Origin of the sequence: Bifidobacterium sp. ESL0704 (assembly GCF_029392075.1) — a bacterium.
Classification (GTDB): domain Bacteria; phylum Actinomycetota; class Actinomycetes; order Actinomycetales; family Bifidobacteriaceae; genus Bifidobacterium.
Map to the genome: position 1 here is coordinate 1,161,779 of NZ_CP113929.1, position 13,738 is coordinate 1,175,516.

The window sequence follows — 13,738 nt, forward strand, 5'->3', positions numbered from 1 at the left end:
ACGACTATCCTCACCAGGGTTTGACGTCGGCGCCTTCGTCGCTTGTTGTCGGTGCTTTCCTGTTTGTGTTGACCGGGCCATTGGGCTGATTGGCCTTCAGCGTTTCCTCGACCTGCCTTCGCTGCTCGTCGCTCAGCCCCTGGTTGTCGCCTTTGCCGGAATCGGAAGAGCGTGAGCCTTTGCCCTTGGCCGCGTGCCCATCGCCTTTTCCAGCGCCTTCGGTACTGGCTATCTTGTGCTTGACGGTGGTGCTGAGTTTGCCGGAGATGTCGCTGTTGGCGTTGATGAGACCCTTTGTTTTGGGGGTGAGCAGGATGCCCAGATGGCGGGCGTTGTCGAATTGGGCGTTGGCCTGGTCGAGTTGCGCTTTGAGCCGTTGCGGATCGGCATTCGGCTTCTTGGCGTATTCCAGGCTGGCGTTCAGCGATGCCGTGGCCTGATTGTAGGTGTCTATGGCTGTCATGTTCGCCAAAAGCACCCCTGCGACGACGAGGGAAATCGCCGCGGCTATCCCCATGGTGATTCGGGCAGGCAATGATGCCATTGCCGGCTGTTTTCCCTCATTGTCCTTCGACGCTCGCGAGGAATCGTTCGTGCCGTGGTGTTTGCGGGCCTGAGTCGTTTTGGCAGACGCTGCGGCAGGTCGTGGAAAAGAGGGCGGATTGTTGTTCTTCTTCACAGCAGCCTCCTAGAGTTCGCCAGCCAACTGCCCATTTCCATTGCCAGAAGAAGGGTCAAGACCATGGATAACGGCCAGACCGCAGGCATTACGCGTTCGCGTCGTTTGGGTGTGTTCACGGTTCTGAAATGCTTGGAGACCGAAGCCACGGAAGCCCGGTCAAGTCGGTGGGTGGGCCCGAGCACGATGCATTTCCCGCTCATTTCGTCGGCGATCTCACCCAGGTTCTTGTCATTCATTTTAGAGATGCCCGGTTGTCCGGTAGCGGGGTCCTTCACCCAAGCCTGCCCGCCGGTATCGGATTGGTCGGTCGGTGAGTGGGAGGGGCCTGCCTTCACTTCCGGGATTTGCCCGCCCTGGGCACTGCCGACGGCGAGGGTAAAGGCATCGTCGAGATATGCTCGAAGCGAAGAGAAGGTTCGGCGTGAACCGGCGCTCGTCTGCTCGCCGTCAGATATGTAATATAGTACGATCTTATCCTGCGGATGAGCGGAGCGCATCGCCTTGAGTGTTACCAGCAACGGGTCGATGGGGGCGTCCAGATTCGACCCGGCAGACACCGCGGTCGGTTCCGTGCGAAGCCCGGAAGCCCAATTGCGAATGGCACCGACATCCGGGGTGAGCGGTACGTCCAAGGTGGCGTTGGCCCCGAAGTGCAAGGCCGCAAAGCTCGAATTGTCGTAGATGCCGGTCAAATCGTCGATGGCTTTCTTGGCGACTTCCAGCCGTGTCAGCGTTGTGGCCGAACCGTATTGGGCATCCTTGACGGCCATCGAACCGGTCACATCGGTTGCGATGACCACGTCGGTGGTGTTCACCGCCCTGCTTGTCGTGCTGGCGACGGTCGAGGGGGTCAATGCCAGGAGCGCGATGATGATGCAGATGGCACAGCGGCGCACGCATGACCACAGCGTTTCGTCGCTTTGGCCTTTTCGACGTCGATGAACGATGACTACGGCAATGGCAAAACCGAGCATGACAAGGGCGATGGCGATGCCGGCAGGCCATCCGAGTGAGGGATTGAAACGCAAGTTCATCAGGTGTTCGAGGTTCATCGTTTGAGTCTCCAAGCCAGGCTTATCCAGACCGCCGCCAGCAGCGCCAATGCCAGTGTCCACCAACCCGGGGCATCGACGAGGGCCGCCTTGCGGATTCTTCGTTCGTCTCGGTTCTTTCGTTTTTCGATAGTCTGGACGAGGTTTTCTATCGACTTGCCGGAATGCACGGAGAAATACGAACCGCCGTGCGAGGTGATGTCGCGTTGCATTTCCGTGGTCGTCCTGTCGTTTTCGCTGCTCGCCGGCCCGGCATACAGGCCGTCGACAACGATTCCTGCCTTGTGCGTCAGATCCAGGGCCGAACCCAACGTATAGTTCGATTTGCCGGAAAAATTATCGGTGGCGAGCACGATTGAGGCCTTGCCCGTCTCGTCTTTGGACCGATTGTCCGATCCGAAAGTGAAACCGGGCAGCATGGCCGCGCAACTGACAAGACCGTCGCCTATCAGGCTGGTCTTGTCCTTGCGGTTCTGGGTGCCTTCGATAAGGTCGGAGAACTTCTGCAGGGTACGGGGATCGGTTTTGTCGATTTTGTCCTGGGAGGAGATGCTTGCCAGGATGTCGCTCGCGTTTTTAAGTTGCCCTGAAACCAGCTGATAGTCGTCGGTCAACGGAAAAAGGGTTCGGGAAGTCGAATTGAAGAGGCTCAGGCCGATGCGTTCGCCCTTGAAATTCGATACCAGTCGTTGATAGGATGCGAGGACTTCATGATCGTATGACAACATGGAAGGGGAGACGTCCAGGCACAAAACGATATCGCGGTTGCTCGCTCTTTCGTCGGCCTCATCGACCGTGGAAGGCCTGGAAATCGTGGCCGAGGAGACCAGAAGGGCCATCGCCAAAACGACCACCGCCACACGGCTCAGCACCCGCCACTGCCGGAACAGTTCATCCACATGTTCGGTATTGAGGTCATCGTCAAGGTCGAAAACCGGGATTTGGGGTGACTTGCTCGGCCGGCGCATGCACACCAGCTGCCATGCGGCGATGAGGACGATTGCGGCTACGAGCCCGATTGCGCCGGCCCACGGCCAATGCCATTCGAGGTTCATTTCCGCCACCTCTCAATTAGATTGGAAACCCATTCGGCAGCCTGTTCCACGCTGATGTCACGCGCCTGCTCATGATGCTCGATATCTGCGAATTCCGGAGGATAAAGCGCGCTGATGGTTTGGCGCAGCAGTTTCATCCCCGGATCGCACGAAGCGGAGACCGTGATGTGGTTGAGATCCGCCAGCGTGCAGGAACTGATGTTGGTATTGGTCTTCTCGCCTGCAAAATCACGGGCCACCTGTGCCAGTGCCTGCAAGGCTTCGTCCCTTGACTTCTCGCCCTGCGCCTGCTGCTCTACGATATCGTTGATCCGTTGGCGCCATGCCATTTTGTCGTTTTGGATGCTATGGGCGCCATGGACTTTGACCGGAGCCTCTTTCCTGGGCTTCGAAAGCACCAATATCGCTATGACAAGGATGACCGCCGCCGCAAGAAAACATATGAAGGCGACGATGAGCCCGGTCGGCATCGTAATCAGACCTTCGGGCTTGTAATCGGCAATGCTGGCAGTGTTCGCGTGCAGATCGCCAAACGTGCCGAGACGGATCGTTCCTTGTTTTTGCGGGGCGGGAATAGAACCGGAAAACGGTAGATGCCGCAGAGTAATAGTCATGCCATCCCTCCTGCAGCGACGGGGGAGGTCTGCCGTGAGGTGAATGAGGTGCGTTTCAATGTCACGCTCACCAGATGAATGAATTGGGAAAACATGTCCTCGCTCGATGTGGCGCGTATCAGTGTGGCATTGCTGGCTTTGAGCTGCTCGCGCAACTGGGCGGTCAGATACCGTCGATGTGTGTCCACGGAATCCGCCGGTTGCCCGCCTATCATGAATGCGGGAATGCGTCGTCCTGACAGGCCGTCCGTGACTTGGCCGAACGGGACTTTTCTGAAGGGATTGAGCGTCGTCACGTCAATGAGCATGAGCGGATGCATCGCGGCGATGAGTCGTAGGGAATGCAAGTGATCGCCGCTGAGCGCGTGGTCATCGGTGGCGATGACCACCAGCGAACCTTTGTCGTTCAAGGTACGGGCGTAGGAAAGCAGGGCTTCGAAATTGCGCGGAGGACGATTTTCTGCGCCCACTGCGTCGTCGATGGCCTTCTCGAATTGGGCCAGTCCTCCCTTAAATGGTTTGCGTATGATGTTCAAGCTGTCCGCGAACACCAGTGAGATCCGGTCGTGGCGCCGGGCGCTCAGGGCGGCGAACATGCACATGGCGTTGCCCGCCACTTCCGTCGCGGTCTCTCCCGAGGCCGTGCGACCCTGCATCTCCAGACCGTTGTCAAGAAGCAGATGCACGCGCGAGGTCACCAGGCGCTCGCGGTCGATGACCATGGGATGGCCTTGTTTGGCGCTGGCCTTCCAATCGATGAGCCTCGCCTCGTCTTCGAGGGTGTAGTCCCTGGTCGACATCGGATCATTGTTCCCGCCAAGCCGTGATGAGGAGTGTTCGCCTTCGAGCATTCCCAAGGCAAGACGTACCGTAGGCAGGGTAAGCGTCGAGGACAGCGTTTCGATCTGCCGGCGTACCTTTCTTGACGCAGGTGAGATGTGACGTAGGTCGTGGCTCATGGAACGGGCACCGTTTCGACGATGGAATCGATGATCTGGTCGGGGCTTGTGCCTTCGGCCTGGGCCTCAAAAGTCAGAAGGATTCGGTGCCGCATGATTTCGTGGACGAATTTCTTGACGTCTTCGGGAATCACGTAGTCACGCCCGTTCAGCAGGGCCTGTGCCTGTCCGACGCGAACCAGCGAGATGGAGGCTCGAGGGCTTGCTCCCAGGCGTACTTTGGTTGCAAGGTTCTTTATCGGATGGCTGCCGGCACCGCGAGAAGTGGCCACCAGATCGACTGCATAATTCATGATCGCCTCTGAAACGTGGACACGACGGGCGGCGGAACGGAGAAAATCGACGTCGGCGATGCTCAGGGCGTTCTGTGCCGGGGCTGTGGGATCCACCACATCCGTTCCGCGGCTGGTAAGCATCGAGAGCATGCGTGTTTCGTCCGCGGCGCTTGGATAGGTCATGACGGCTTTCATCATGAATCGGTCCATTTGCGCCTCAGGAAGGGTGAAGGTGCCTTCTTCCTCGATCGGGTTCTCCGTGGCGATCACCATGAACGGCTTGGGCAGCGCGATGCGCTTGCCGCCGATGGTTGTGGCGCCTTCGGCCATTGCTTCGAGCATGGCCGACTGTGTTTTGGCGTTGGAACGGTTGATCTCGTCAAGCAATACGAAATTGGCGTGTATCGGGCCGATTTGCGTGGAGAACCGCTGCCTGGAGAAGTCGAAGATCTGTGTGCCCACGAGATCCGATGGCATCAGGTCGGGGGTGCACTGCACACGACGGAAAGAACCGGAAACCGATGTCGCCAAGGTCTGGGCAGCGGTGGTTTTGGCCAAGCCGGGAACGGATTCGATGAGGATATGGCCGCCGGCGATCATTGTCGTGATCAGGGCTTCACGAAGATTGACCTGCCCGATCAGCGTTTGCGCGAAACGCATACGAATGCGATCGGCCAGCTGTTTGGCGCGGGTGCCTTCGCTTGCTGTCGTGCCGGAAGCGGCTGGTGCCGGAATCGATGTGGCCGGCAGCTGTTGTTCGGCAGATTGCGATGAATGCGGATGTGGGGAAAAAATTGCCATAACGCTTCAATTCTCAATTCGGATGTTTATTGCTCTGTGTGAGGCATTGTAGCCGAGGGTAAAGCCGAGTGGGAGGTAAGGTCCCAGTCGATTGGTGTGGCCCCCATCTGTCGCAACGCCTCGTTGGTACGTGAAAACGGACGTGAACCGAAGAAGCCCCGTGAAGCCGAGAGCGGGCTTGGATGCGGGGATTTGATGATGAAGGCATTGGTCAGCAGCGGCTCAAGGCTTTGCGCGTTGCGGCCCCAGAGAACGGCGACCAGTGGTTTCGGATTGCCTTGCCCGTCCTTGCGGGCGTTCAATGCGGTGATGGCGGCGTCCGTGATGGTCTCCCATCCCTTTCCCTTGTGGCTGTTCGGGCGGCCTACGCCTACGGTCAGGCATCGGTTCAGCAGCATCACCCCTTGGCTGCACCACGGCGTGAGATCCCCGTTCTGCGCAATAGGCAGGCCGAGGTCATCGTGCATCTCCTTGTAGATGTTTTGCAGGCTTTTGGGCACGGGGCGTACATCGGGAGCCACGCAGAAGCTCAATCCGACCGGATGGCCTGGGGTGGGGTAGGGGTCTTGCCCGACGATCAGGACCTTGATGGAGTCGAACGGTATGGTGAAGGCACGTAGGATGTTGCGGCTCGCAGGCAGGTAACGGCGTCCGGCCCTGTGCTCGGCACGCAGAAAATCTCCCATACGATGAATATCGGGTTCCACGTCCGCCAAGGCTTGAGCCCAGCCGGCCTCGACGAGCTGTGAAAGTGGTTTGATATGGGTTTCGCTCATGACACTTACTCTAGGTGCGGGGCAGTATGTTTATTTTTCTTGAGGTTTCATCACAAAAAAAAGATTTGACGGTGGAGGACGCTATAGTTGAAAACGATTATGCGTAGTGGAACACATTGGAGGAGAACTTATGGCGCGTGGTGACCGCAGTAACTATGAGTCTTATCAGAAGGACGCGTTCGACAACCCCCCGAAGGGGCCCATAGGTGTTCATCGCGGCAATACTTCATTGCTTTCTCGCGCGATCCCTTATTTCATCGTGGTTGTGGTGGCTGTTCTGGCCGGACTGTTGGTCTGGGGCTTCTATTCCGGTGAGCTGCAAAAGGCCTTTACCGGTCATAGCCAGAGCCAATCGCAGACTGTGACCACCCCTAAAGCTACGAAGAAGACCGAAAAGAAGAAGGCCGCCAAGGACGACACGGACACGAAGTCCGATACCAAGTCCGACGCTGACGCTTCCACTAACCAGCAGCAAGCGGCCCCTCAGCCCACTCAGCAGGTGAACAAGCAGACCGCGGTCCAGGTCATCAACGCCACCCATACCAACGGCTATGCGGCGAAGAAGAAGGCGGTGCTCGTTCAGGCCGGCTACTCAAGCGTGACTGCGGGCAACGCCACCGGCAATCTTCCCTCGTCCACGGTTGTCTGGTATCAGAACGACAACGACAAGGCGACGGCACAGGACGTTGCGAATACGTTGGGCATTCAGGCTGTCGAACAGCAAAGCGGCATTGCACAGGCCATTGTCGTGATGCTCCTTAATTGATTTTGCTCTTGCAGCCTTTCACTTAAGGAGAGGCTGCATTTCAGCTTGTTATCTGACTTTTCTGTGTTGATTGCCTCTTTTTACGGCGTGTTCCGTACTTTTGACTGGGGTTCTGTCTATAGTAAGGACTGTTACGTGATGTAGTATCCGGAATCAGCCGGGTACCTCATATTGTTTTCGCGTGACACTCGGATGAGAGAATGGTTATTATGGCACAAGGTACCGTGAAGTTCTTCAATGCTGGCAAGGGTTACGGATTCATCAGCCCCGATGATGGGAGCGAGGATGTATTCGTTCACTATTCCGCTATTCAAAGCGAGGGCTTCAAGAAGCTCGATGACGGCGATAAAGTGGAATATGAATTTGAGCAGGGCCCGAAGGGTCTGCAGGCGACGACTGTCACCAAGATTTGATCGCTAACCAGCAGATATTTTTTACGTAGGATTCGGTTCGAAAGAATCGGATCCTACTTTTTTCATGCCAACAGCGCAATTCCATCAATTTTGGCACTCGACGGGTGGGAGTGCTAATCTTGAAATTAGCACTCGGGGCTCGAGAGTGATAATCGGCAGCTGACGGTTGGTTATCTGGCTTTAGGGATTTCGGGTGAGTCAATATAAGATGTGTAGCCACTTGTGGAGGAAACAATGGCAAAGATGATTGCATACGACGAGGAAGCTCGTCAAGGAATGCTTGCGGGTCTCGATGAACTCGCGAATACCGTCAAGGTCACCCTGGGACCGAAGGGCCGTAACGTGGTGCTTGACAAGAGCTATGGCGCTCCGACCATCACCAACGATGGCGTTTCGATCGCCAAGGAAATCGACCTTGAGGATCCTTACGCACGTATCGGTGCCGAGCTGGTCAAGGAAGTCGCCAAGAAGACCGATGACGTCGCAGGCGACGGCACCACTACCGCGACCGTGCTTGCGCAGTCTCTCGTGCACGAGGGTCTGAAGAACGTGGTCGCCGGATCGAACCCGGTGGCTCTGCGCCGTGGTATCGAAAAGGCTTCGGACGCCGTGGTGAAGGAACTCGTTTCCGTGGCCAAGGACGTGGAGACTAAGGATCAGATTGCCGCTACCGCTACGATTTCTGCCGGAGACCCCGAAATCGGCGAGAAGATCGCCGAGGCGCTCGACAAGGTCGGCCAGGATGGTGTTGTCACCGTCGAAGACAACAACCGCTTCGGCCTTGATCTCGACTTCACCGAGGGCATGCGTTTCGATAAGGGCTATATCTCCCCGTACTTCGTCACCAATAATGACGAGCAGACCGCTGTGCTCGACGATCCGTACATCCTCTTGACCAGCGGCAAGCTCTCCAGCCAGGAGGACGTCGTCCATATCGCCGAGCTCGTGATGAAGAGCGGCAAGCCGCTGCTGATCATCGCCGAGGATGTCGACGGAGAGGCGCTGCCGACCCTGATCCTCAACAAGATCCGCGGCACCTTCAATTCCTGCGCTGTCAAGGCTCCTGGCTTTGGCGACCGTCGCAAGGCCATGCTGCAGGATATCGCCATTCTGACCGGCGCCCAGGTTGTCTCCGACGATTTGGGTCTCAAGCTCAACTCCATTGACATGTCTGTGTTGGGCCAGGCCAAGAAGGTCATCGTTTCCAAGGACGAGACCACCATCGTTTCCGGTGCCGGTTCCAAGGACGACGTCGAGGCTCGCGTCTCTCAGATTCGTGCCGAGATCGACAACACCGATTCCGATTACGATCGTGAGAAGCTGCAGGAGCGTCTGGCGAAGCTCGCCGGTGGCGTGGCCGTCATCAAGGTCGGCGCTGCCACCGAGGTCGAGGCCAAGGAACGCAAGCACCGCATCGAGGATGCCGTTCGCAACGCCAAGGCCGCCATTGAAGAGGGTCTGCTGCCCGGCGGTGGCGTCGCGCTCGTCCAGGCTGCCAAGAAGGCCGAGGACTCCGCTGATGTCAAGGCTTTGACCGACGAAGAGGCCACCGGTGCCGCCATCGTCTTCCGCGCCATCGAAGCCCCGATCAAGCAGATCGCCGAGAACTCCGGTGTCTCCGGTGATGTCGTCTTGAACAAGGTGCGTGAACTGCCCGAAGGCCAGGGCTTCAACGCCGCGACCAACACGTATGAGGATCTTCTGGAGGCCGGCGTGGCCGATCCGCTGAAGGTCACCCGTTCCGCTCTTCAGAACGCCGCTTCCATCGCCGGCCTGTTCCTGACCACTGAAGCCGTGGTGGCCAACAAGCCGGAACCGAAGTCGGCTCCTGCCGCAGGTCAGGGCGCCGACATGGGCTACTGATCCGAGGCTGATTCTCGAAGCATAAAGTTTATAGAGAATCGCTGGGGTTTCGAAAGCGCCGGTATCTTTTCACAAGGTACCGGCGCTTTCGCATTGCTCGGCCGATCGCTGTCGTCGCTCCTGATTCAAGCCGAAGGCAGAACGCTTGGCACTCTTGTTCTGATGGCGTTGCGTTGAGCGGTGCTGCCTGCGCGCCTTTGAATCCGTGGCGGGCTCGGGCCGGTTGGTGAACCTATTCGCTACAGTGGTTGATATGCCAGCCAGTATTTCGCTTCTTTCCGATGCCGCCGAGCGCTCGATGAGCTGCTCTTTAGACGCTAACAAGCCCGAATCTCCATTGCGCGGCGACGTCTGGCGCCTTTGGAAATCGATTGTTGTTGTCATCGTCTCCCTACTGGGCGTCTCACTGCTTCTTGGGTTCGCGCAACCGGCCCAGGCGGTAAGCCCCTCAATGGGGGAGATCAGCGCTGATGTGACCGATCCGCAAAACCTTCTGGGCGGCAATGTCTCCAAAGTCAACGATGAAATCGCGTCCACCAAACAGGAAACCGGCGTGAACGTGAGGCTTTTGTATCTGGCCAATTTCACCGGAACCAAAGACCCTGATAAATGGGCGGGGGCAAGCCTGCAATCGACCAACCCCCCGGCCAATACTGTTCTTCTCGCCGTTGCATCCAACGACGGCAGACTGGTGGTCGCCGTCTCGCACAATTCCGATGACTGGCTCAAAGACAAGGGCCATGTCTCCCGGCTTTCCCAGGCCGCGCTGGAACCCATACAAAAAGGTGACGTTCCCGATTGGTCCGGCTCCGCATGCGCCATGATGGACGAAATCAAGGTGCTGCACCAGCAGGAAACCTCGAGAAAACCGAAGATCATCATCGCGGTCTCCATCGGCGTGGTTCTTGTAGTCGTCGTCATCGGCGTTGTGGTCGTGTTTCGTAAGCGTAAGGGGCACAAGAAAAGAGCCGGCAAATCGGGTGAAGATAAGAGCCGAGTCAATGACGGAAGTCCGGAAAACGGGCAAACGGATAGCTCGGATGCAGCGCAATCAGTGAAACACAAAGCCCATGGGCCGCGGCATCGCAAGAAAAAGTAAAGCATCGCCGGCCATGTGGCAAGATTGTCTGTCCGATGTTCCCGGGAAATGTGTTCATGGGCATTTTGCTGAGTGATGAATAAGGCGCTTTGTGCAGGAAGCATTCAGGAAATATGCAGACAAGAGAGTAATCCTTATGGTTATGAGCAAACAAATAGAAGCGTCTATCGTGGTGGTGGATGACGAACCATCAATTCGGGATTTGCTGGTTGCATCCCTGCATTTTTCCGGATTCGAGGTGACGACGGCCGCGTCAGGGACCGAAGCCATCGAAGTGATCGAGAAGGTACAGCCCGATCTGATCGTCCTCGACGTGATGCTGCCTGACATCGACGGCTTCACGGTGACACGCCGCATCCGGCAAGAGGGCATCGACGCGCCGGTTCTTTTCCTTACGGCGCGCGACGATACCCAAGACAAGGTCATGGGCCTTACGGTCGGCGGAGACGACTACGTCACCAAGCCGTTCAGTCTGGAGGAAGTGGTCGCGCGTATCCGTGCCATTCTGCGCCGCACCCACGAACAGACGGAGGACGATCCCATCCTGCGTGTCGGCGATCTGGAAATCAACGAGGACTCCCATGACGTAACGCGGGCCGGACAGGCCATCGATCTGAGTCCCACCGAATACAAGCTGCTTCGCTATCTGATGGACAACGCCGGCCGGGTGCTTTCCAAGGCGCAGATTCTCGATCATGTATGGCAATATGATTGGGGCGGGGACGCGGCGATCGTCGAATCCTATATTTCCTATCTGCGCAAGAAAGTCGACGGCGTTGCCGTCACCGATCCGGACGGCACCAAGCACAAAGTGGTTCCGCTCATCGAGACCAAGCGTGGCATCGGCTATATGATCCGTGAACCGAAGGACCAGCAAGGCTGATGATGAATGCACAGGCATCGGCCGGGTCGCAGGGGAGCCGCAATACGGTCACGGATAATCCGGCTGCGACTGATGGCACACAGCAGCCAGACGTGTTGCAGGGTCCAGGCAGCAGGCCTCCAACAGGCAGCAAACCAAGCAGGTTCCCGGCTTTTACCCGTATGCGCAAACGTTGGCTTGGACGTCTGGATGCCGTGCCCCTTTCGACCAAGCTCGTGGCCTGCACGCTCGTCTTGCTGATGGTCGGCACTTTCGGCATTTCACTGACCATACGGCAGCTGGTCAGCAGCTATCTGGTGGAGAAGACCGATACCCAGTTGCGCGACCAGGCCCAATTGGTATACAGCAACGTCGATTTGCTGAGCCGTAAAGACGAGAACGAGAACGTCGGGCCTAACGAGTATTTCATGCAATGGCGTGACAGCAAGAGCAATATCATCATCAGAACGCCGCTGGTCCCCGTATTGCGCAATAGCGTCGTTTCAGAACCGGAGTTGCCTGCCAACGGTTCCATGGGCGATGTCGAATATGACAAGCCGTTTACCGCCGCCGCCAAGGTCCGTGAATTGGATTCGTCGGTCAAAACAGACAAACGCACCATGCAGGTGGCTCAGGCCCCATGGCGCGTGCTCGCCCTGGAAGGCCGGGAACGTGGTCCGGACGGCACCAGCACGGTGAAGATGACGGTGTATATCGGTATATCGATGGCTGACCAGATCGACATCATCAGCACGTTGACCCAGTATTCGATTTTTGTCAGTATCATCATCGTTCTGCTTGGCGCCGTAGTGGCCACATTGATTATTCAGCGTACGCTGCTTCCGCTGAAACGCATCGAGAAGACCGCTGCCAAAATCGCCGCGGGCGACCTGACGCAACGTGTTCCGCCAGCGCCGGAAAACACTGAGGTCGGTTCCCTCGCAGCGTCGCTCAACGCCATGCTGGCACGCATCGAATCAAGCTTCCGCGAACAACAGGAAACCACGGACAAGATGAAGCAGTTCGTCTCCGACGCAAGCCATGAGCTGCGCACCCCCCTGGCAACCATCCATGGCTATTCCGAGCTCTACCACATGCAGCGTGATCTGCCAGGCGCCCTCGAACGTGCAGACGAGTCCATAGACCATATCGAGGCTTCAAGCCAGCGGATGACCGTGCTCGTCGAGGATCTTCTTTCGCTGGCCCGTCTCGACGAGGGTCGTGGCATCGACATGACCCAGCAGGTCGACCTGAGCCAGCAGTTGAAGGACGCAGTCGACGATCTGCATGCGCTGGACAACAATCGGCTGATCAGAAGAGGAAGCCTTGAACTCAATGCCAAGGACGGCAACAAACCTTCGCATCTGGTGTTCCGTGAAGGCGAATTCCCTGTAGTAAGGCTGACCGGAGACGCCTCGAGGTTGCGCCAGGTCATCACCAACATCGTCGGCAACATCCACCGATACACGCCATCGGATTCGCCGGTCGAGGTCGGGCTGGCCATCCTTCCCGCGTCCATCAGCCCGGAATCGTTGCAACGCATGCCTCCAAACCCGCAGTCGTTGCGATACTTCCTTGAGGCCGTGGAAGTCGGGCAATCCATGCAGATGGGCATGAACTATGCGGTGTTCAGCTTCATGGACCATGGTCCAGGCGTTCCCGCGGACCGCCAATCCCAGATTTTCGAACGGTTCTATACCGCCGACCCCTCGCGCGCACGTCAAAAGGGTGGTACAGGGCTTGGCATGTCCATCGCCCAATCGGTGGTGCGGGCCCATCACGGGTTCATCGATGCGACCACCACGGCCAATGGCGGTGGTCTGACCTTGACCGTCATTCTTCCCATTGGGCCTCTCGAGCCTCAGGCTCCTGCCGCTCCGGCGAAATCGAAGAACAGGAAAAACGACAGATTCGGCAAGCAGACAAAGCCGGATAAACAGGCCGGACAGAACTCGACGGGAATCCTGCAAGGCAAATGGCCTCGCCGTGAGAAGAACCAGGAAACCGATTTTTCGCGGTTTGCGTAGCCGTTACGCTAGACTGGTGGTAGACCCAAGAAACGGAACGTGGAAACGCTCTTCCGTCAAGAATTTAGAGGATGAACGAGGTGTGTTATGCCCAGCGGGAAAGTACGTTGGTTTGATGCTAAGAGAGGTTACGGCTTTATCACCGCCGAGAACGGCAACGATGTGTTCTTGCCGGCGGCGGCACTGCCTGCGGGCGCTTCGACGCTGCGCAAGGGGGCCAAGGTCGAGTTTTCGCTGGTCGACGGTCGTAAAGGTCCTCAAGCCATGGATCTTCACGTTTTGGGGCCTACGCCCTCCGTGGTGCGTGCCACCAGGCCGAAGCCTGATGATATGGCCGCCATCGTCGAGGACCTGATCAAACTGCTCGACCAGGCCGGCAATTCACTGCGGCGCCATCGTTACCCGAATCCCGGTGAAAGCCGTAAATTGGCTACGTTGCTGCGCGCCGTCGCCGATGATTTCGATGTCGAGGATTGAGAAGAAAACGGAAAGCG

Annotated in this window: 14 protein-coding genes; 7 read left to right on the forward strand and 7 right to left on the reverse strand. The window is 57.5% G+C overall.

What is annotated here, in order from left to right:
- Positions 1–10: 10 nt before the first annotated feature.
- The 7 genes from OZX64_RS04000 to OZX64_RS04030 all read right to left on the reverse strand — a co-directional run bounded on the left by OZX64_RS04000 (position 11) and on the right by OZX64_RS04030 (position 6,214).
- Positions 11–544 (reverse strand): DUF6466 family protein, encoded by a 534-nt coding sequence (locus OZX64_RS04000; protein WP_277174890.1) that lies wholly within the window; start codon positions 542–544, stop codon positions 11–13.
- 131 nt (positions 545–675) lie between these two features.
- Entirely contained in the window at positions 676–1,734 is a 1,059-nt protein-coding gene (locus OZX64_RS04005) for a VWA domain-containing protein (protein ID WP_277174891.1), read from the reverse strand.
- The gene (locus OZX64_RS04010; RefSeq protein WP_277155976.1) at positions 1,731–2,789 is read right to left on the reverse strand and encodes a VWA domain-containing protein; all 1,059 of its coding nucleotides are present in this window, start codon (positions 2,787–2,789) and stop codon (positions 1,731–1,733) included. The genes OZX64_RS04005 and OZX64_RS04010 overlap by 4 nt, the downstream gene beginning before the upstream one ends.
- Positions 2,786–3,403 carry a hypothetical protein gene (locus OZX64_RS04015; RefSeq protein WP_277174892.1) on the reverse strand — a complete coding sequence of 206 codons (618 nt, stop codon included), beginning with the start codon at positions 3,401–3,403 and terminating at the stop codon, positions 2,786–2,788. The genes OZX64_RS04010 and OZX64_RS04015 overlap by 4 nt, the downstream gene beginning before the upstream one ends.
- Entirely contained in the window at positions 3,400–4,362 is a 963-nt protein-coding gene (locus tag OZX64_RS04020; RefSeq protein WP_277174893.1) for a DUF58 domain-containing protein, read from the reverse strand. Before OZX64_RS04020 ends, OZX64_RS04015 begins: the two co-directional genes overlap by 4 nt.
- Positions 4,359–5,438: a MoxR family ATPase gene (locus OZX64_RS04025; protein ID WP_277174894.1), complete on the reverse strand. Its 1,080-nt coding sequence runs from the start codon at positions 5,436–5,438 to the stop codon at positions 4,359–4,361. The genes OZX64_RS04020 and OZX64_RS04025 overlap by 4 nt, the downstream gene beginning before the upstream one ends.
- A gap of 26 nt (positions 5,439–5,464) precedes the next feature.
- Complete coding sequence (locus tag OZX64_RS04030) at positions 5,465–6,214, reverse strand: uracil-DNA glycosylase (RefSeq protein WP_277155972.1); 750 nt, start codon at positions 6,212–6,214, stop codon at positions 5,465–5,467.
- Between the two features lie 130 nt (positions 6,215–6,344).
- Between OZX64_RS04030 and OZX64_RS04035 the strand changes: the two genes are divergently transcribed.
- The 7 genes from OZX64_RS04035 (at position 6,345) to OZX64_RS04065 (ending at position 13,721) form a co-directional block, all read left to right on the forward strand.
- Complete coding sequence (locus OZX64_RS04035; protein WP_277155971.1) at positions 6,345–6,980, forward strand: LytR C-terminal domain-containing protein; 636 nt, start codon at positions 6,345–6,347, stop codon at positions 6,978–6,980.
- 209 nt (positions 6,981–7,189) lie between these two features.
- Entirely contained in the window at positions 7,190–7,393 is a 204-nt protein-coding gene (locus OZX64_RS04040) for a cold-shock protein (protein ID WP_277146987.1), read from the forward strand.
- A 234-nt stretch (positions 7,394–7,627) separates the two neighbouring features.
- Entirely contained in the window at positions 7,628–9,256 is a 1,629-nt protein-coding gene (gene groL / locus OZX64_RS04045; protein ID WP_277155970.1) for a chaperonin GroEL, read from the forward strand.
- Positions 9,257–9,509: 253 nt separating this feature from the next.
- On the forward strand, positions 9,510–10,355 hold the full coding sequence (locus OZX64_RS04050) for a TPM domain-containing protein (RefSeq protein ID WP_277174895.1): 846 nt from the start codon (positions 9,510–9,512) through the stop codon (positions 10,353–10,355).
- A gap of 142 nt (positions 10,356–10,497) precedes the next feature.
- Positions 10,498–11,238 (forward strand): response regulator transcription factor, encoded by a 741-nt coding sequence (locus OZX64_RS04055; RefSeq protein WP_277155968.1) that lies wholly within the window; start codon positions 10,498–10,500, stop codon positions 11,236–11,238.
- A gap of 161 nt (positions 11,239–11,399) precedes the next feature.
- Positions 11,400–13,244: a HAMP domain-containing sensor histidine kinase gene (locus OZX64_RS04060; RefSeq protein WP_277174970.1), complete on the forward strand. Its 1,845-nt coding sequence runs from the start codon at positions 11,400–11,402 to the stop codon at positions 13,242–13,244.
- 87 nt (positions 13,245–13,331) lie between these two features.
- Positions 13,332–13,721, forward strand: a complete 390-nt coding sequence (locus OZX64_RS04065; protein ID WP_277155967.1) for a cold shock domain-containing protein — start codon at positions 13,332–13,334, stop codon at positions 13,719–13,721.
- Positions 13,722–13,738: the final 17 nt, after the last annotated feature.

Excerpts from the sequence above, each read along its gene's own strand:
- OZX64_RS04000 (WP_277174890.1), bottom strand. The coding sequence starts at position 544 with ATGGCATCATTGCCTGCCCGAATCACCATGGGGATAGCCGCGGCGATT.
- OZX64_RS04005 (WP_277174891.1), bottom strand. The coding sequence starts at position 1,734 with ATGAACCTCGAACACCTGATGAACTTGCGTTTCAATCCCTCACTCGGA.
- OZX64_RS04010 (WP_277155976.1), bottom strand. The coding sequence starts at position 2,789 with ATGAACCTCGAATGGCATTGGCCGTGGGCCGGCGCAATCGGGCTCGTA.
- OZX64_RS04015 (WP_277174892.1), bottom strand. The coding sequence starts at position 3,403 with ATGACTATTACTCTGCGGCATCTACCGTTTTCCGGTTCTATTCCCGCC.
- OZX64_RS04020 (WP_277174893.1), bottom strand. The coding sequence starts at position 4,362 with ATGAGCCACGACCTACGTCACATCTCACCTGCGTCAAGAAAGGTACGC.
- OZX64_RS04025 (WP_277174894.1), bottom strand. The coding sequence starts at position 5,438 with ATGGCAATTTTTTCCCCACATCCGCATTCATCGCAATCTGCCGAACAA.
- OZX64_RS04030 (WP_277155972.1), bottom strand. The coding sequence starts at position 6,214 with ATGAGCGAAACCCATATCAAACCACTTTCACAGCTCGTCGAGGCCGGC.
- OZX64_RS04035 (WP_277155971.1), top strand. The coding sequence starts at position 6,345 with ATGGCGCGTGGTGACCGCAGTAACTATGAGTCTTATCAGAAGGACGCG.
- OZX64_RS04040 (WP_277146987.1), top strand. The coding sequence starts at position 7,190 with ATGGCACAAGGTACCGTGAAGTTCTTCAATGCTGGCAAGGGTTACGGA.
- groL (WP_277155970.1), top strand. The coding sequence starts at position 7,628 with ATGGCAAAGATGATTGCATACGACGAGGAAGCTCGTCAAGGAATGCTT.
- OZX64_RS04050 (WP_277174895.1), top strand. The coding sequence starts at position 9,510 with ATGCCAGCCAGTATTTCGCTTCTTTCCGATGCCGCCGAGCGCTCGATG.
- OZX64_RS04055 (WP_277155968.1), top strand. The coding sequence starts at position 10,498 with ATGAGCAAACAAATAGAAGCGTCTATCGTGGTGGTGGATGACGAACCA.
- OZX64_RS04060 (WP_277174970.1), top strand. The coding sequence starts at position 11,400 with ATGCGCAAACGTTGGCTTGGACGTCTGGATGCCGTGCCCCTTTCGACC.
- OZX64_RS04065 (WP_277155967.1), top strand. The coding sequence starts at position 13,332 with ATGCCCAGCGGGAAAGTACGTTGGTTTGATGCTAAGAGAGGTTACGGC.